This window comes from Burkholderia sp. MR1-5-21 (assembly GCF_053427715.1).
Map to the genome: position 1 here is coordinate 1 of NZ_JBSAXD010000060.1, position 16,381 is coordinate 16,381.

Genomic DNA, 16,381 nt, shown 5'->3' on the forward strand with positions numbered 1-16,381 from the left:
GTTCGTCTCCACGGTAGGGCGGACGATCAAACGTCGGTTCTTCTCCAGAATGCGGTCGTTCGATTGGTATCCAATGCAAAGCGAATTCCGTTTCAGGTTGCACGCTGCGCTCGATTACCACCGAAGGTACCTCGAGGAGATGTTCGTGACGCTGCGCGGCGAGCCGTACCTCTTGTGGCGTGCGGTCGAACGAACATGGCGCCGAGCTTGACATCCTGCTCCACTGCGCCTCAAACCCCGTGTGCATGAGCAAGCGGTGCCACGACCTGATACCACCTGGCGGTGCTTAAAATCGGTCGCTTGTAATATTTTTCTCTTGTCCTAGTATTGAAGCGACGCACCGCGAGGCATTGTCATGACGAACCGACGCGAAATTCCGGAAGCCAAGAGCGAAAGGACGCGCCGCAAGATTGTCAGCGCGGCCGCAGCGGCTTATCGCGAACGCGGCATCGACGGCGTCGGCGTGCGTGACATCATGCAGCGCGCCGGGCTCACGCAAGGCGGGTTCTATTTCCACTTTTCCGACAAGGACGCGCTGCTCGCAGAAGCCAGTCGCGACGGGTTCGAAGCCATCACCGGGCGGCTCCTCGAGCATGTAAGCGCCGCCGCGCCAGGAGAGCGGTTGCAGACGTTCATCAACGCGTACCTCAGCCCTTGGCATCGCGATCATCCCGAAGCGGGTTGCATGATGGCTGCGCTGGCAAGCGAGGTCGCACGTCGGGACCGGAAGACCCGTCAGGATTTCATCGCAAGCGCAACCCGGATGATTGACCAGATTGCACCTTACGTGCCAGGCCAGAGCGCCAGTGAGCAACGGCAGAAAGCGGACTTGTTGCTCTCCTCGATGTCTGGAGTGCTAATGGTGTCCCGCGTGATCGTCAACCGGAGCAGAAGCGACGCTTTGCTCGCGGCGGCCCGCAGTTTTTTCTCTGCGAATTTTTCCCGGGACTGACCCATTCATCTGTAACGGTCTTTACTAGTAAAAATTATGACATTCGTCATATTTTAGGTCACGCCATCATGAAGTACGTCGCCGTGCAAATGCTGTTCGGAGATCGCGCGAAGTTGTTCGGGCTCGTCTTTTCGCTCGCATTCGCGTCGTTTCTGCTGATGAACCAGACCTCGATCTTTGCCGGCATCATGGCGCGCACCGGCAGCCAGATCCTGGACGTCGCCGACGCCCCGGTCTGGGTCATGGACCCGAAGACGCCGTACGCCGACGAGATTGCGCCGATGACCGACAATCAGCTGTTCCGGGTGCGCGGTGTCGACGCCGTCAGCTGGGCGGTGCCGCTGTACAAAGGCTCGGCCCGTGCCAAAGCGGCCGACGGTACGTTCCGGCAGTGCGTGCTGATGGGCGTGGACGATGCGACGCTGACCGGGGCGGTGCGCAAAATCGTGCTCGGCTCGATGGAGGTGCTACGGCAGCCCGACACGATCGTGATCGACAAGGCCGGTTATGGTTTTTTCTTTCCCGGGCAGCCGCTGCAGCTTGGTCGCACGCTCGAGATGAATGACCATCGCGTGATCATCGGCGCGATTTCCGATGCCGGCGCACCCTTTACCACCTTCCCCGTCATCTACGCGCGCTACAGCCTCGCGGTTCAGCTGATCGGGCGCGAGAGCCGATATCTGTCCGTCGTGCTGGCCGCACCGAAGCCGGGCGTCAGCCCCGAGCAGCTCGCCGAGCGCATCAGCCGGGCGACCGGCCTGAGAGCCGCGACACAAGACGGCTTCTTCTGGCAGACAATGCATTACTACCTGAGAAATACCGGCATACCTGTCAACTTCGGCATCACGATTGCTATTGCGCTCATCGTGGGCACGGTCGTCGCCGGCCAGACGTTTTATATTTTCACGATCGAAAACCTGCGCCAATTCGGAGCGCTCAAGGCGATCGGCGTGTCCAACCGGCGCCTGATCGGGCTGATTGTCCTGCAGGCACTGATCGTGGCGGCCATCGGGTATGGGCTGGGCCTGGGGTTGTGCGCGACGTTTTTCGAAGTGACCCTGCACCAGACCGCAACGCGCGGAATCATCCTGATGTGGCAGAGCGCGGTGGGCGTCGGTGTTGTCATCTTCGTGGTCGTTATCCTCGCGAGCCTTCTTAGTATCCGCAAGGTGCTGCTGCTCGAGCCCGCGATCGTGTTCCGGGCATGAATCCATGAGTACTACAGAATATGCGGTGCGTTGTCGTCAGCTCGAGAAGGTGTTTGGCGGTGGCGAGACTGCAGTGCGGGCGCTGCGCGGCGTCGACTGGGATGTACCGCTTGGCGAGATCAGCATGCTGGTCGGGCAGAGCGGCTGCGGCAAGACCACGCTGCTGATGGTCCTCACGGGGCTACTTGACGCGACTGCCGGCACCGTGGAGATCCTCGGTGAAGCGTTGCATGCGCTGCGCGGGGCGCGGGCCAATTCGTTCAGGCTGCAAAACATCGGCTTCATATTTCAACAGTACAACCTGCTGCCGGCGTTGACCGCCGCGGAGAACGCCGCGGTGCCGCTCTTCGCTGCAGGGGTGCCACGCCGTGCCGCCACCGGGCGCGGTCGTGCATTGCTGGAGAAGCTTGGGCTCGGTGCGCGCGCCGACGCGATGCCGGTCGAGCTGTCGGGCGGTCAGTTGCAGCGTGTCGCCATCGCGCGGGCGCTGATCAACGAACCGCGCGTGATCGTGTGCGACGAGCCCACCGCGTCACTCGACGCCGAATCCGGCCGCGCCGTCATGGAGCTGCTGCACGGCGTGGCGATCTCCCCCGACAGAGCCGTGGTGATCGTCACCCACGACAACCGCATTTTCGAGTTCGCACACTCGATCACCTACATGGAAGACGGTCGCATCGTGCGCCGCGCTAACGGTAACGGGACCACCGTCGTCCGGCCGCCGGGAATTCCCGACGCCAACCAGTGAAGCCCGCCAGGAGCTCGCCATGTCCTTGCACATACCCAGCCTGAAAATGATTCTTTCCAGTGTGGCGATCGTGTCGTTCGTCGGCGGCGGCATGCTGGTGGCGAAGAACATTCAGGGAAAACAGCACACCGCGCCCCCGGCCGCGCCCCCGGCAAGCAGCTTCGCGCGCTCGATCGGCGCCGAGGGCCTGGTCGAGCCGAAGTCCGAGGACATCGGAGTGGCGCCAGTCGTGCCCGGGCAAGTAATCGCGGTACGGGTCAAGGCGCAGCAGCATGTTCACGCCGGTGACGTGCTGTGGGAGCAGGACAGCCGCGAGCTTGCCGCGCAAATCCCGGTGCGAGAGGCAGAGGTGACCAACGCGCGGGCCGCTTTGGCGGTCGGCGAAGCGGCACTGGCGGATGCACGCGTCCAGCTGACCTTGATCGAAAGCGTCAGCGACCGTCGCGCGATCCGCGAGGAGGACCTGCAGCGCCGCCGAATCGCAGTGGATGCCGCCAAGGCACAGCTTGCGGCAAGCCGCGCCGCGCTGGCGCGCGCCACTGCGGCGCTGGCTGAGACCCACAGCGACCTCACGCGGCGGGTAGTGGTTGCGCCGATCAACGGTCAGATCCTCAAGGTCAACATTCGCCCCGGCGAATACGCGACAGTGCCAGCCCCATCTCCGCTTGTGGTCATGGGGGACACATCGGCCATGCATGTGCGCGTCGACGTGGCCGAAGAGGACGCGTCACGTTTCGCGCCGGATCGGAGCGCCTATGCGTCGCCCCGTGGCGACGCCACCCGCCGCATCCCGCTGGAATTCGTCCGGCTCGAGCCGCGCCTGATACCGAAACGCAACCTGTCCGGCGATACCGCCGAGCGGATCGACACGCGAGTGCTGCAGGTGATTTACCGCATCGTCGGCACGGAGATCGTCTACGACGGCGAACTGATGGACGTGTATATCGATGCGCCGGCGATGCCGATCCGTCCGACGGGTACCGGCACCTCCACGGCGTCCGCGGGGGACCGCGCCTTTAATTGACCAGGAGAGCGCGCCGTGACTTCGCCAAGGCTCGTAGCCGTTTTCGCGCTGCTTGCGCTCTGTGGTTGCGTCAGCATGCCGAAGAATGAATCCGTTGCTGCCGCGGCGTCGCGCTTGCCGTCCGCATGGCGTGCGTCGAACGCCGGCGACGATACTGTCGCCCTCGTGCAGTGGTGGGACAACTTCGCGGACGCGCCACTGCGTGCGCTTCTCGACAAGGCGCTGGTGCACAACTACGATCTGAAAGCCGCTATCGAGCGCACGCGCGAGGCACGCGCGCAGAGCACTATCGCCCGCAGCAGCCTGTTCCCGGAACTGGACGTCGGCGCAAACGCGAGCCGACAACGGTCGCACCTGCCCCCGCCCGTAGGGATCGCGTCCGATGTGGGTGCTGGCGTGAGTGGAACGTGGGTCGTCGACATCTTTGGCGGTAACCAGCTCACCGCGCTCGCCGCGACCGCGCAGGCCGAAGCGACGGATGAGGCGCGGCGCGATTTCGAAGTCGCGCTGATGGCGAACGTCGCAACTGCCTATATGCAGTTGCGCGGATTGCAACGCCAGCGCGCAATCCTCGACGAAAATATCGCGGTGCGTGCAGACACACAGCATTTGACGCAAGTGCGCTATCGGGCTGGCCTGGCAACGGACCTCGACGTGGCCCGGGCGCAAACACAGCTTCAGCAGGCCCAGGCCGCAGTGCCCGGGGTGCAGCAGCAGATCGACGATCATCTGGGCACGCTGGCCGTGCTCAGCGGGGACCCGCCGGAATCGATCGAACGCACGCTGCTCGACGCGGGGGCGATCCCGCCGGTCTCGCCCCCGCTGCCGCGCAGCGCGCCGGGCGATGTGCTGGAACGACGCCCGGATCTGCGCGGAGCCGCGCGCCGCATCGACGCGGCCGCGGCCAATCTGGGCTCCGCGAAAGCCGATCTTTTGCCCAAATTCACGCTGTCCTTCGGCGGGTCGATCGATCGCCTCACCTATCGCGGCATGCCGCCGGTAACGGACCACCTTTTCAATCTCGGGCTGGGGATATTTTGGCCGCTTTTCAACGCAGGGCGCATTCACGCGAACATCGCCGCGCACGACGCAGCACTGCGCGAGGCGGAATACGCGTTCGATCAGGCGCTGCTCAATGCATTGCAGGACGTCGAATCAGCCTACACCGATGTGCGTGCACAACGGGAGCGCGGTGTACGCCTGACGCTTGCTGTCGACTCGGCGCGGCGTTCGTCGACGCTTGCGCAGGCCTTGTACGAGGCAGGCGAGGCAGACTTTCTGTCCGTCCTCGACGCCCACACCCAACTGCTCGACACGCAGCGCGACCTGGTTCAGGCCCAGACCGACGCCGCAGTGAGCGCCGTTTCGCTCTATCGCGCGCTCGGTGGCGGCTGGCAAGATCCGCCTGTACAGCCGGCGGGGCTATGAATGTCCGGATGACCGCTCGACACTCAGAAGCCGTCATTGAGTTCTAGTTGCGTCGAATGGCCGAAGTGGGTCGACGGCGGGAGTTGGGCGGCCGGTGCCAGAGCGCGACTGCCGACCGATTTCGAGCTTCCGGGTTCGGCCAGGAAGCGTCATTGACGGTTTCGTCAGCCTCAGGCGCGGCATCGATGCCGATGGTTGCCCGTCGGCGAACATGCTAGGATTTCTTCCAAACAACTCCGGAGACTGCTATGCCGTTCATCTGCGAAAACGTTGAATGTCGCGCCGTGCTGGCTCGTGGGCAGGTCAGGTCCCATCACGAGGACGACGGGTGGTGCTTCTACTGCCCGGACTGCAAAGCCAGGAACGAGTTGAAAGATATCGGCGTACCTGGCGGTCCTGTCGAGTTGGTTCAGCCGGAAAGATCCGACCTTCCGCACAAGGTAATAGCGACTGCTCGACCATTGGAGGACGGCAGATACGCAGCGCAATTGCGCGTTCAGAGGGCGCTCGGTGTGAAGGGAACGTACGCGGCCGAAGAGCACTGGGAGCAGCTCGGTGTATTCGTCGACGCGCAAGAGGCCGTAGCGCATGCGAAGTCTTTCGCAACAGACCTGCTGGAACGAACGGCCTAGTCGCGAGCAGCACGCTGGATTGCGCGATACCTGGCAATGCGCGGATCGGTACGGGAGGCCCACCACCGTAGATCCGCGCGACAACCGGCTGCTGTACGGCGCGCTCGATACGCGCTATAAGCGGGGACCGCACCAGTCCGAATACCCCACCAAACAGGATGTGACTGGCTTGAATTCAACCAACCTTGACTCACGAAGCACCACTGGCAGCGAGCTTGACAAATAGTTTGGCTGCTTCGTTGCCATGGGACAAGGCGCGCAGTGCAAGGGAGAGCGCCAGCTGTGCGTCGTGGGAGGCCGCGCTACGATCCTGATCGAAGAGCTTGACGGCGTGGCGCATGTGCTGCGCTGCCTGCGTGTGAAGCTCCACGGCCGCCGCATGATGTTTTGCCACGTCCGCGGCAGTTGCGCCTGAGCCGGTCGATGGAGGCGTTATGGATGGCGTATTGGCGCTGTGCGCGCCAGCGTCGTGTGCCTGATCGATCGCATGCAACGTGTGGCCATGGGCCATCATCGCCTGATGTGCGGCGTGGGCAAAGTCTTGACCGTCCTCGAAATGCCGCGACGCCTCGCGGTGATGTCGCGCGGCTTGCTCGTGGTGTGACGCCGCGGCTTCGAGATGACCTTTCTTGCTGTGCTTCGTGTTCATGCCGGCTCCTGTGCAACTTCAGGAATGACGCGGATGGCGACCGATTCGAAGACTCCGTGGCGGGTCGCAACAAGATCCTAATCTACACACACTTGCGCCTTCTGTGGCATTTGCGTGTCGCGGAGAATCGGCATCGCGTTCGGCTGCCCTTCGACAGCCAATGACTGGACATCACCGGGAATCAGACATTCCACCAAGCTTCGCAACGGAGCTTCACGCGCATCGCACTTCTACAACGAAGCGGCCTGCGTAGCAGACGTACGGTGGCTCGTGAAGCGCTCGACAAGAAAATCAATGAATGCCCGGGCACGTGCGGACTGATTCCGCTTGTGCGGATAGTAGACAAAGAGATCCGCCGAGGGCTGCACGAACTCCGGAAGAACGACTCGCAGTCTTCCGCTCTCGAGATACTTCGCAAGATCCCATTCCGAGCGGATCAATATACCGTGTCCGTCGAGCGCCCAGCCCAGCACGATATCGCCATCGTTGCTCGACAGCATGCCGTGCACCTTGACCACTTCGCTGTGGCCGTTGTGCATCAGGCGCCAGATGCCGTAAGCATCGTCGTTCTGACGGTGGAGGATGCACTGGTGATCCGACAGGTCGGCAAGGCTCGTCGGTGTGCCGTGCTGTTCCAGATATCGCGGCGATGCGCAAAGGAACCTGCGATTCGACATCACGCGTCGCGCGTTGAGTCGCTTGTCGGGCAACGAACCGAAACGGATTGCCAGATCGACGCCGCTTTCAACGAGATCGATCGGCCGGTCGGTGACGTCAAGTTGCACTTCGACATGCGGATAGCGCCTGGCGAATTCGGAGACGAGGGGCGCGATCGTCGTGCGACCAAATCCCAGCGTAGCGTTGACACGCAGCAGCCCCCTCGGCACCGATCGGCTCGACGAAACTGCATCCTCCATTTCGCGGATCTCGGCCAGAATCCGCGTCGCGTGGTGCAGATAGGTTTCACCTTCCGTGGTCAGGCTGATGCTGCGCGTGGTCCGGTTGACGAGCCGGACGCCGAGGCGGGCCTCCAGTTGAGCGAGCCGCTTGGTTGCCGCGGGCGGTGTCAGATCGAGTTCCCGCGCGGCTGCAGCAAGGTTTCCATGTCGTGCGAGCAGAACGAAGAACTGCAGATGGGAGGCGATGTCAGTCTTCACTGTAAGTTAATAAAGAAGTGACTTTCAGTGAATCATAGCGCTACTTTTCGCGAATAACCTAGCGGCTCCTACAGCCCGTTGCATCGACAACGCGCGATGCCATCAGGAGACATTCATGAGAATCGTTGAAATCCGCGAGAAGACCGTTCCAATCAGTTCCCCGATCCGCAACGCCTACATCGACTTCAGCAAGATGACGCTGAGCCTGGTCGCCGTCGTGACGGACGTCATTCGGGAAGGTAAGCCGGTCGTCGGTTATGGCTTCAACTCCAACGGCCGCTACGGGCAGGGAACGCTGATGCGCGAGCGCTTCATTCCGCGCCTGCTCGAAGCCGACCCGGCCTCGCTCGTCAACGATGCCGGCGACAACTTCGATCCCCACAAGATCTGGGCCACGATGTTCACCAACGAGAAGCCGGGCGGTCACGGCGAACGTTCGGTCGCCATCGGCACGATCGACATGGCCGTATGGGACGCGGTGGCGAAGATCGAAGGCAAGCCGCTGTTCCAGTTGCTGGCCGACCGTTACGGCAAGGGTCAGCCGGACCGCAAGATCTTCGTGTATGCCGCCGGCGGGTACTACTATCCGGGCCAGGATCACGAAAAGCTCAAGGACGAGATGCGCAGCTATATTGACCGGGGCTACACGGTGGTGAAGAAGAAAATCGGCGGTGCATCGCTCGACGAAGACCTGCGCCGCATCGATTCGATCCTGAGCGTACTGGGCGACGGCCAGAAGCTTGCAGTCGATGCAAACGGCCGCTTCGATCTCGACACGGCGATTCAGTACGCGAAGGCGCTGTCGCAGTATGACCTGTTCTGGTACGAGGAACCGGGCGACCCGCTCGACTTCGAGCTGCAAGCGACGCTGCGCAACTACTACGACAAGCCGATGGCGACCGGCGAAGACCTGTTCTCGATGCAGGATGCCCGCAACCTCATCCGCTATGGCGGCATGCGCCCCGACCGCGACTGGCTGCAGTTCGACTGCGCGTTGAGCTACGGACTGGTCGAATACCTCCGCACGCTCGACATGCTGCGTCAACACGGCTGGTCGCCGAGCCGCTGTATTCCGCACGGCGGCCACCAGATGTCGTTGAACATCGCGGCGGGCCTGGGTCTTGGCGGCAACGAGTCTTATCCGGACCTGTTCCAGCCTTACGGCGGATTTCCGGATGGCGTCAAGGTCGACAACGGGTACATCACGATGCCGGACCTGCCCGGGATCGGCTTCGAAGGAAAGGCCGATCTCTTTGCCGAGATGCAGAAGCTGTCCGCATAAGCGGCCGGCACCACCGCGCCGACCCAAATGACCGGCGCAGCGTCCCAAGAAAACCAACAAGACGCAGGCGGAATCCGGCGGTGTCGACCGCAGCGGTTGACCCCGCTGTGACCGCTCGCCCGATTCTAATCACGACGCCACGCATAGGAGACAGACATGCGGGTTTCAACGATCGGAAGGCATCTTTCCAAGCTCTATGTACAGGTCCTGATCGGCATCATCGCCGGCATTCTCGTCGGACACTTCTACCCCGATATCGGCTCCCAACTCAAGCCGCTGGGGGACCTGTTCATCAAACTGATCCGGATGCTGCTTGCTCCGATCATCTTTGCGTCGGTCGTCGTGGGCATCGCCCGCATGAGTGATCTTCACGAGGCCGGGCGGGTCGGTGTCAAGGCGGTGCTTTATTTCGAGGTTGCCTCCACCATCGCGCTTGCCATCGGCCTGGTGGTCGTGAACATCATCAAGCCCGGCAGCGGGATGAATATCGACCCCGCCCGCATCGAAAGCTCGGCCATTGCAGGCTATACCCATGCGGCGCAGCAACACGGGATGCTCGATTTCCTCATGAGCATCGTCCCGAGCAGCATCGTCGGCGCATTCGCGAACGGCGAGATACTGCCCATCATCTTCTTTTCGCTTCTGCTCGCCATCGCTCTCGCGAAGCTGGGGCCACGCACCGCGCCGCTCGTGGACATGCTCGACATGTTCCTGCAGGGCATGTTCGGCGTGGTTCGAATCGTCATGTACGTCGCGCCGATCGGCGCCTTCGGCGGCATGGCGTTCACCGTCGGCAAGTACGGAATCGGTACGTTGACATCGTTCGGTCAGTTGATGCTTTGTCTTTACCTGACTTCGATCATCTTCGTGGTCGTGGTACTGGGAGGTGTCATGCGGATGTGCGGACTTTCGTTGTGGAAGTTTCTTCGCTACATCAAGGACGAAATCCTCATCACGCTCGGCACGGCGTCGACCGAAGCAGTTCTGCCGCAGATGCTCATCAAGATGGAGAAACTGGGTTGTTCGCGACCTGTCGTCGGCATGGTGCTGCCTACGGGCTATACGTTCAATGCGGATGGAACCTCCATTTACCTGACGATGGCGACGCTGTTCATTGCGCAAGCGATGAACATCCACCTCACGATCTGGGATCAGTTGCTGGTGCTCGGCGTGCTTCTCCTGACCTCCAAAGGTTCCGCAGGGGTCGCCGGAGCAGGATTCGTCGCGTTGGCCGCCACACTGGCCACCATGCACAAGGTTCCAGTGTCCGGGTTGGTGCTGCTGCTCGGTGTCGACCGTTTCCTGAACGAAGCCCGTGCGGTTACCAATCTGATCGGCAACGGCATTGCGACCGTTGTGGTCGCCCGATGGGAAGGGGCGCTCGACATGGAGACGGCGCGAGCGGTGCTCAATCGCGACAGTGAAACAGGCGTCGATGCTTTGGCGCTGGCCGGACAGGAATCAGCAGGTCAACCCGTCGCGGCGAAGGAACCTGTCATCCGGTCCGGCGTTCGCTAGCCCGGGTCGAATTCAACCGTCTCGGAGCACGCTTGCGCCCCTCGCCAGTCAGGTATTGGCCGAGCGGATCATGTCGATGAGTTGACGCAGGCCGGGCAGCGTCTGCCGCCGGCTTGGGTAGTACATGACCATGGGTGGACCGGCGACTGCCCATTTCGCCAGGACTACTTCAAGTCGACCGGCCGCGATGTCATCGGCCACGCGCCGTTCCAGGCAGTAAGCGAGCCCGACGCCGTTCAGGGCGGCGTCGACGGTCGTGTCCGTCTCGTTGGCGCTTACCGGGCCGGGCACGTCGAGTTCGAGTGCCTGGCGTCCATTGCCAAGCTCCCAGCGATAGAGCGAGTTGTCGCCGATGCGTATCCGGATGCACGAGTGGCGCATCAGGTCGTCTGGCTTCGTCGGTCTTCCATGCCGCGCCAGGTAGCCGGGAGATCCCACTATCACCCAGCGCAGAGGCGGTGTCAGCGGGACGGCGATCATGTCGCGTGCGACCGTGTCGCCATAGCGGATGCCGGCGTCGTAGCCGTCGGCAACGATGTCGACCAGGCGATCGTCGACGGTGATGTCGAGCTGGATCTCCGGGTATGCGTCGATGAATGCCGGCAGGATCGGGCTGATCAGCAGGCGCGACGCGTCGCGCGGCACGTTGATACGCAGGCGGCCGACCGGCGAAGTGCGGTAGCGATCGAGCTGGTCGATGGCCGTGCCGATGGTCTCGAAGCCCTTGTCGAGCTGTTCTGCCAGTGCGCTGCCGGCCGCAGTCGGCACCACCGAGCGACTGGTGCGGTTGAGCAGCTTCACGCCCAGCCGCGCTTCGAGATTGCGCATGGCGTGGCTCAGCGCGGACGTCGACACCCCCAGTTCGACGGCCGCCTGGCGGAAGCTGCGGCGGCGGCAGATGGTGACGAACACATTGAGGTCGGCAAGTTCGGTGCGTGTGAAAGCGGGCATGGCAGACAGATGGCGTGGTTTGCCTAAATGGCTCGTTGAATCCAATTCAACGACATATGAGCTAGATTTTACGCTTCGTGCGGCGGCCGAGTACAGGTCGAACGCGCGCAGGCAACCATCCCGTGGAGGGTACGAGCATGAATATCGAAACCATACGAATTGAAGGCATCCCGATTGCGGCATCGCGCATTGCGCTGGGTACATGGGCGATCGGCGGCTGGATGTGGGGCGGAGCCGACGACGATGCCTCCGTGGCCACCATTCGCGGCGCGCTCGACCACGGCATCAATCTGATCGACACCGCACCGGTGTATGGATTCGGCCATTCGGAGGAGGTGGTCGGGAAGGCACTGGCCGGCATGCGCCAGCATGCGGTGATCGCGACCAAGGCGGCGCTCGAATGGGGCGCTGGCGGCGTGCGGCGCAACGCCACACCGGCACGCATTCGACAGGAAATCGAGGATTCGCTGCGCCGCTTGCGCACCGACTACATTGACCTGTACCAGGTGCACTGGCCGGACACGCGGGTCCCGTTTGAAGAAACCGCGGCCGAACTGGAAAAACTCCGCGTGGAAGGAAAGATCCTGGCCGTCGGCGTCAGCAACTTCGCTCCGCGGCAGATGGACGCATTCTCGGCGGCGACAAAGCTCGCGACAGTCCAGCCGCCGTACAACCTGTTCGAGCGCGCGATCGACACCGATGTCCTGCCATACGCACGCGAGCAAGGGCTTGTCGTGCTGGCCTACGGCGCGCTGTGCCGCGGTCTGTTGTCCGGGCGCATGAACGCGTCCACCGTATTCGATGGCGATGACCTGCGCAAGACGGACCCGAAGTTCCAGCAGCCGCGTTTCGCGCAATACCTGGCAGCCGTCGAGGCGCTCTCGGACTTTGCCCGCGAGCGGCATGGCAAATCGGTGCTGGCATTGGCGATCCGCTGGATTCTCGACCGCGGACCCACGATCGCGCTGTGGGGCGCGCGTCGCCCGGACCAGTTGCGCGGCATCGGCGATGCGATCGGATGGCGGTTGAGCGCACAGGACATGGCGGACATCGACGCGTTGCTCGAACAGCATGTGACCGATCCGGTCGGGCCGGAATTCATGGCGCCTCCGCTGCGCTAGTGCCGAGTGGCAGTTGCGGGCAACGCAATCGGGCGGCCTGGACCGCCACCGCGGCGTTGCCAATGTGCTGCCTTGTCAACGTGGTTGGTTATCTGGAGTTTCATCATGCAGATTGGATTTGTCGGGCTTGGCTCGATGGGCGCCGCGATCGCCATGAACCTGGTCGAGTCCGGGCACGACGTGCACGTATTCAACCGCAGCGCCGCGCGCACCGAACCCCTGAGCAGGGCAGTGGCCTCGGTCGCTGCGAGCCCTGCGGAGGCCGCGCATCAGGCCGACGTCGTATTTTCGATGGTCGCTGACGATGCGGCGCTGACCTCGGTCACGCTCGGCGAGAATGGAATCCTCGCGGGGCTCAGACCTGGCGCGGTGCACATCTCGCTCAGCACGATCGGCGTGGATACGGCTCAGGCTCTTGCAGCCCGACATGTCGACGCCGGGTCGGGCTTTGTCTCGGCCCCGGTATTTGGGCGGCCCGACGCGGCGGCGGCGCGAAAGCTCTTCATCATGGCCGCAGGCGCGGACGAACACCTGAAGATTGCGGTGCCGTTGCTGGAAGAGCTGGGCCAGTCCGTCGGCATCGTCGGGACCGATCCCTCGCAGGCGAACCTCGTCAAGCTGATCGGCAACTTCATGCTGTCCGTGGTCATCGAGACGCTGGGCGAAGCATGCGCGGTGGCGGGCAAGGCGGGAATCGATCCGCTGCACTTCGTCACACTCCTGACGAACGCAAACTTCAACGCGCCGCCCTACAAGATCTATGGTTCGATGATCGCGACGCAGCAGTTCCAGCCGGCCGGATTCTCGCTGCCGCTCGGCCAGAAGGACAATCGCCTGATGCTGGCGGCCGCCGAGGCGCTCGGTGTGCCGCTCCCGCTTGCAAGCTTTGTTCACGATCGCTTTCTTGCAGTGCGCTCGCAAGGTATTGGCGCCGAGCACGACTGGTCCGCCGTTGCACTTTGCGCGTTGACCGCGGCGGGGCAGCGCAAGGACGCCCTCGTGGAGGGCTAGGAGAAACCCGCTCGCGCCGCGCCGGCTTTCGTTCGTTTCGTCAGCGGCCTTCGATCATCGACTGCACGAGGTGGTCGGCGCGCGACATGACCTTGCCGAAATAAAGCTCGAAGTTCGTGAGTGCCGCATCGTGCATGGCCTCATCGGTGTCTGCGCACGCGTCCGAGACCAGGACGCAGCCGAACCCGCGGTCGGCGGCGTCGCGCGCCGTGGTCTCGACGCAGCAGCTCGTGACGACCCCAGTGAACACCAGATTCCGGATGCCCATGCGATCGAGGACGTTCTGAATCTCGCTGCCGTTGAACGCCCCCTGCGTCGTCTTGCGAATCACGGTCTCGCCCTCCAACGGCGCAACTTCGTCGCGGAACGCATAGTCCGGATTCCCGGTCCACCACATGTCCTCGATGCCCGCCGCGGCTTCCAGCGCACGCGTCCATTCGCGAAAGCGCGCTGGGCAGTCCCGCATGTCCCGATAGTCGGACCCGATCGCGAGGTGCACCACCGGACGGTTGGTCCGCCTGAACGCATCGAGCAACGTGCGGATCGCCGGGAGTGTCGTGTTCTCGAGCCGATCGATGTAATAGCGCATCGAGCCTGGCGACAGCGCCTCGCACGCTTTCACCCAGCCGCGGTTCGCCGCGGCATCGTTGTACTGGACGTCGATGACGACGAGCGCCGTCGCTGCGCGATCCGCGAAATCGATATCGGGGATCTTTGCGCACAAAGGGTCGTGTGGTGCACGTCCGAATGGAGGCTGATGCATACACACTCCGTGCATGTCGATCGTCAGGAAAGAAGCGGCTTGGCAACGGCATCGCAGCGCGATGCCGCGTCGTACAATGGCGTTCATTGTCACGTGCCGTGCCGGTGTCGACATCGCATAACGCGACGCGTGATTGTTGAATTGCGCCGTGTGTCTGCCCACTGTCGCTGAACGCGCTTGAGTGCTATTGCGCTTTCATTGGCACGTCATCTTCCAATCAGCCTCAAGGCCTCGACCGGCAGCAACGGGTCGACGGCGAAAGTTGGGCGGCCGGTGCCAAAGCGCGACCTTCGACCAACTTCGAGCTTGCGAGTCCGGCCACAACCCGCCGTTCACATGCATCGCCGATCGGACGTTCAGGCGTCGGCTTTGCTCCGTAGCCGGCCGTCCGATTGTCAAAGACGAACGCTCCGTCATCGGCCTTTGCGGACATTGGGGCGGGCTGGGTTCTACGTCAGCAATGTGGCGGATTGCTGACAGCGGCGGCGTCGCGCAGCCGAACGTCAGCTTTCTGCATCAGCGAACTCACACCCCGACCCATTGCGGTCCGTCGCCGGTGCTTTCGGCAATGTCCGATGCGCAATCGGCAAGCGGTCGCTACCGAGCGGGTCCGGGTAGCCAGTCCGATCAGGCTCCAGGCGCGGGCATCTCAGGCAGCGAAATCTCGATTCCACGGCGGTGCAGTGCCGAGAGCACGTGATATACGACCTTGAAGCACATCACCGGGAGTGCGGCGCGCCAGCTCCCCCGAAGATTTCCTGCCAGCAGATTGACGATGCCGTCTCGCATCCACAGGCGATTGGACGGAGCCATGAAAAGTGTACGCATGACAGGATCGTTCACTCGATAGATCAGCCAACTGATCCGATCCATCGCCTCTGACAGCTCTTGGTTGGCTGCTTGCGCAAGCTTTTTTCCTCGTGTCGGATCGTCGAGCCAGACGTGGGCGGCCTCCGCGCCGAGTTCTCCACCAATCATCGCCATCAATACGCCTGTCGAGAACATCGGATCAACAAATCCGTAGGCATCGCCGATCATCAGAAACCCGTTACCGTTGCCCTCTCGCGCGCGATAGCTGTAATTGGCCGTGCTGTAGACGTCCGACACGCGCTGTGCGCCTTGCGCGCGAGCCGCGACGGTCGGGCTCGAAGCGATACGCTCGGTCAGCAGATCGGTCGGCGTTCCCTTGCGCGCTTTCCACGCCGATTGATTGCCGACAAAGCCAATGCTCATTGTGTCACCGGGTAGCGGGATCAGCCAAAACCAGCCATCCTCCGCAAGATGAATGCTGATGTAGCCCGCGAGTTCGCCTTCTCGACGCTCTACGCCAGTGAAATGCGCATAAACGGCCGCCGTGTTGTTGTACTTGTTCGAGGTCTTGACCTTCATCCGCGACGCGAGAAACGTATCGCGGCCCGAAGCGTCGAGCACGTAGCGCGGATGCCATTCGCGGGTGCCGCCCGATTCGTCCTGCGCGGACACGACGTGACGTCCGCCGGCATCGTCCAGCTTGACTTGCGTGACACGAGTACGCTCGAAACACTCAGCCCCGCGCGCGACGGCGTGTCTGAACAACAAGGCGTCAAGGTCCGCACGCCGTACTTGCCAGGCGTGCGTACGGTCTCGATTCAGTGCGTTTTCGAACGGAAACGCGCAGCTGCGGCCCGTACGGTCCGAGACGAACTCTGCACCCGGCTTATGGACACCGATCTCTCGTACCTGATCCAGAACGCCAAGCCGCTCGAAAATGTCGAGGTTACGTGGTAGCAGGCTTTCGCCGATATGGAAGCGCGGATGCGCTTCCTTCTCCACGAGCACAACGTCGCGTCCTTTCATCGCCAGGAAGGCCGCCGCCGTCGCACCAGCGGGCCCGCCGCCGATAATCAACACGTCAGGTCGGCTCGAATCGCGTTTCAATGAGTTCATTGCGCTGGCTT

At 62.8% G+C, this 16,381-nt stretch carries 15 protein-coding genes and 1 pseudogene; 11 read left to right on the forward strand and 5 right to left on the reverse strand.

Going from position 1 to position 16,381, the window contains the following annotated elements:
- Window positions 1–127 precede the first annotated feature (127 nt).
- The 7 genes and pseudogenes from ACV229_RS39770 to ACV229_RS39800 all read left to right on the forward strand — a co-directional run.
- Window positions 128–221, forward strand: a pseudogene (locus tag ACV229_RS39770) (IS6 family transposase); the annotation flags it as partial.
- 134 nt (window positions 222–355) lie between these two features.
- Window positions 356–952: a TetR/AcrR family transcriptional regulator gene (locus ACV229_RS39775; RefSeq protein ID WP_448088522.1), complete on the forward strand. Its 597-nt coding sequence runs from the start codon at window positions 356–358 to the stop codon at window positions 950–952.
- A 68-nt stretch (window positions 953–1,020) separates the two neighbouring features.
- On the forward strand, window positions 1,021–2,160 hold the full coding sequence (locus tag ACV229_RS39780; protein ID WP_448088523.1) for an ABC transporter permease: 1,140 nt from the start codon (window positions 1,021–1,023) through the stop codon (window positions 2,158–2,160).
- 4 nt (window positions 2,161–2,164) lie between these two features.
- Window positions 2,165–2,908 (forward strand): ABC transporter ATP-binding protein, encoded by a 744-nt coding sequence (locus tag ACV229_RS39785; protein ID WP_448088524.1) that lies wholly within the window; start codon window positions 2,165–2,167, stop codon window positions 2,906–2,908.
- Between the two features lie 19 nt (window positions 2,909–2,927).
- Complete coding sequence (locus tag ACV229_RS39790) at window positions 2,928–3,932, forward strand: efflux RND transporter periplasmic adaptor subunit (RefSeq protein ID WP_448088525.1); 1,005 nt, start codon at window positions 2,928–2,930, stop codon at window positions 3,930–3,932.
- Window positions 3,933–3,947: 15 nt separating this feature from the next.
- Window positions 3,948–5,360: an efflux transporter outer membrane subunit gene (locus ACV229_RS39795; protein WP_448088526.1), complete on the forward strand. Its 1,413-nt coding sequence runs from the start codon at window positions 3,948–3,950 to the stop codon at window positions 5,358–5,360.
- Window positions 5,361–5,608: 248 nt separating this feature from the next.
- Window positions 5,609–5,992: a hypothetical protein gene (locus ACV229_RS39800; RefSeq protein WP_448088527.1), complete on the forward strand. Its 384-nt coding sequence runs from the start codon at window positions 5,609–5,611 to the stop codon at window positions 5,990–5,992.
- Window positions 5,993–6,182: 190 nt separating this feature from the next.
- Here the strand turns inward: ACV229_RS39800 and ACV229_RS39805 are convergent, their stop codons facing one another.
- Both ACV229_RS39805 and ACV229_RS39810 read right to left on the reverse strand, forming a co-directional pair.
- Complete coding sequence (locus ACV229_RS39805; protein WP_448088528.1) at window positions 6,183–6,641, reverse strand: hypothetical protein; 459 nt, start codon at window positions 6,639–6,641, stop codon at window positions 6,183–6,185.
- A gap of 230 nt (window positions 6,642–6,871) precedes the next feature.
- Complete coding sequence (locus ACV229_RS39810) at window positions 6,872–7,798, reverse strand: LysR substrate-binding domain-containing protein (RefSeq protein ID WP_448088529.1); 927 nt, start codon at window positions 7,796–7,798, stop codon at window positions 6,872–6,874.
- A gap of 115 nt (window positions 7,799–7,913) precedes the next feature.
- Between ACV229_RS39810 and ACV229_RS39815 the strand changes: the two genes are divergently transcribed.
- Both ACV229_RS39815 and dctA read left to right on the forward strand, forming a co-directional pair.
- The gene (locus ACV229_RS39815; protein ID WP_448088530.1) at window positions 7,914–9,080 is read left to right on the forward strand and encodes a mandelate racemase/muconate lactonizing enzyme family protein; all 1,167 of its coding nucleotides are present in this window, start codon (window positions 7,914–7,916) and stop codon (window positions 9,078–9,080) included.
- Between the two features lie 156 nt (window positions 9,081–9,236).
- Complete coding sequence (gene dctA, locus ACV229_RS39820; RefSeq protein ID WP_448088531.1) at window positions 9,237–10,598, forward strand: C4-dicarboxylate transporter DctA; 1,362 nt, start codon at window positions 9,237–9,239, stop codon at window positions 10,596–10,598.
- Between the two features lie 48 nt (window positions 10,599–10,646).
- Here dctA and ACV229_RS39825 read toward each other — a convergent pair whose 3' ends face one another.
- Window positions 10,647–11,549: a LysR family transcriptional regulator gene (locus ACV229_RS39825; RefSeq protein WP_448088532.1), complete on the reverse strand. Its 903-nt coding sequence runs from the start codon at window positions 11,547–11,549 to the stop codon at window positions 10,647–10,649.
- A gap of 137 nt (window positions 11,550–11,686) precedes the next feature.
- On the opposite strand from ACV229_RS39825, the gene ACV229_RS39830 reads away from it, so the two are divergent.
- Together ACV229_RS39830 and ACV229_RS39835 are read left to right on the forward strand one after the other, a co-directional pair.
- Window positions 11,687–12,670 (forward strand): aldo/keto reductase, encoded by a 984-nt coding sequence (locus ACV229_RS39830; protein WP_448088533.1) that lies wholly within the window; start codon window positions 11,687–11,689, stop codon window positions 12,668–12,670.
- 105 nt (window positions 12,671–12,775) lie between these two features.
- Window positions 12,776–13,681 (forward strand): NAD(P)-dependent oxidoreductase, encoded by a 906-nt coding sequence (locus ACV229_RS39835; protein WP_448088534.1) that lies wholly within the window; start codon window positions 12,776–12,778, stop codon window positions 13,679–13,681.
- Window positions 13,682–13,721: 40 nt separating this feature from the next.
- On the opposite strand, the gene ACV229_RS39840 is transcribed toward ACV229_RS39835, so the two are convergent.
- The gene (locus ACV229_RS39840) at window positions 13,722–14,558 is read right to left on the reverse strand and encodes a cysteine hydrolase family protein (protein WP_448088535.1); all 837 of its coding nucleotides are present in this window, start codon (window positions 14,556–14,558) and stop codon (window positions 13,722–13,724) included.
- Window positions 14,559–15,071: 513 nt separating this feature from the next.
- Window positions 15,072–16,381: NAD(P)/FAD-dependent oxidoreductase (locus ACV229_RS39845; protein ID WP_448088536.1), on the reverse strand; the 1,310-nt coding region annotated here is incomplete at its 5' end.

Bases quoted from the DNA above. Each gene is read 5' to 3' on its own strand.
- ACV229_RS39775 (WP_448088522.1), top strand. From the start codon at position 356: ATGACGAACCGACGCGAAATTCCGGAAGCCAAGAGCGAAAGGACGCGC.
- ACV229_RS39780 (WP_448088523.1), top strand. From the start codon at position 1,021: ATGAAGTACGTCGCCGTGCAAATGCTGTTCGGAGATCGCGCGAAGTTG.
- ACV229_RS39785 (WP_448088524.1), top strand. From the start codon at position 2,165: ATGAGTACTACAGAATATGCGGTGCGTTGTCGTCAGCTCGAGAAGGTG.
- ACV229_RS39790 (WP_448088525.1), top strand. From the start codon at position 2,928: ATGTCCTTGCACATACCCAGCCTGAAAATGATTCTTTCCAGTGTGGCG.
- ACV229_RS39800 (WP_448088527.1), top strand. From the start codon at position 5,609: ATGCCGTTCATCTGCGAAAACGTTGAATGTCGCGCCGTGCTGGCTCGT.
- ACV229_RS39805 (WP_448088528.1), bottom strand. From the start codon at position 6,641: ATGAACACGAAGCACAGCAAGAAAGGTCATCTCGAAGCCGCGGCGTCA.
- ACV229_RS39815 (WP_448088530.1), top strand. From the start codon at position 7,914: ATGAGAATCGTTGAAATCCGCGAGAAGACCGTTCCAATCAGTTCCCCG.
- dctA (WP_448088531.1), top strand. From the start codon at position 9,237: ATGCGGGTTTCAACGATCGGAAGGCATCTTTCCAAGCTCTATGTACAG.
- ACV229_RS39825 (WP_448088532.1), bottom strand. From the start codon at position 11,549: ATGCCCGCTTTCACACGCACCGAACTTGCCGACCTCAATGTGTTCGTC.
- ACV229_RS39830 (WP_448088533.1), top strand. From the start codon at position 11,687: ATGAATATCGAAACCATACGAATTGAAGGCATCCCGATTGCGGCATCG.
- ACV229_RS39835 (WP_448088534.1), top strand. From the start codon at position 12,776: ATGCAGATTGGATTTGTCGGGCTTGGCTCGATGGGCGCCGCGATCGCC.
- ACV229_RS39840 (WP_448088535.1), bottom strand. From the start codon at position 14,558: ATGTCGACACCGGCACGGCACGTGACAATGAACGCCATTGTACGACGC.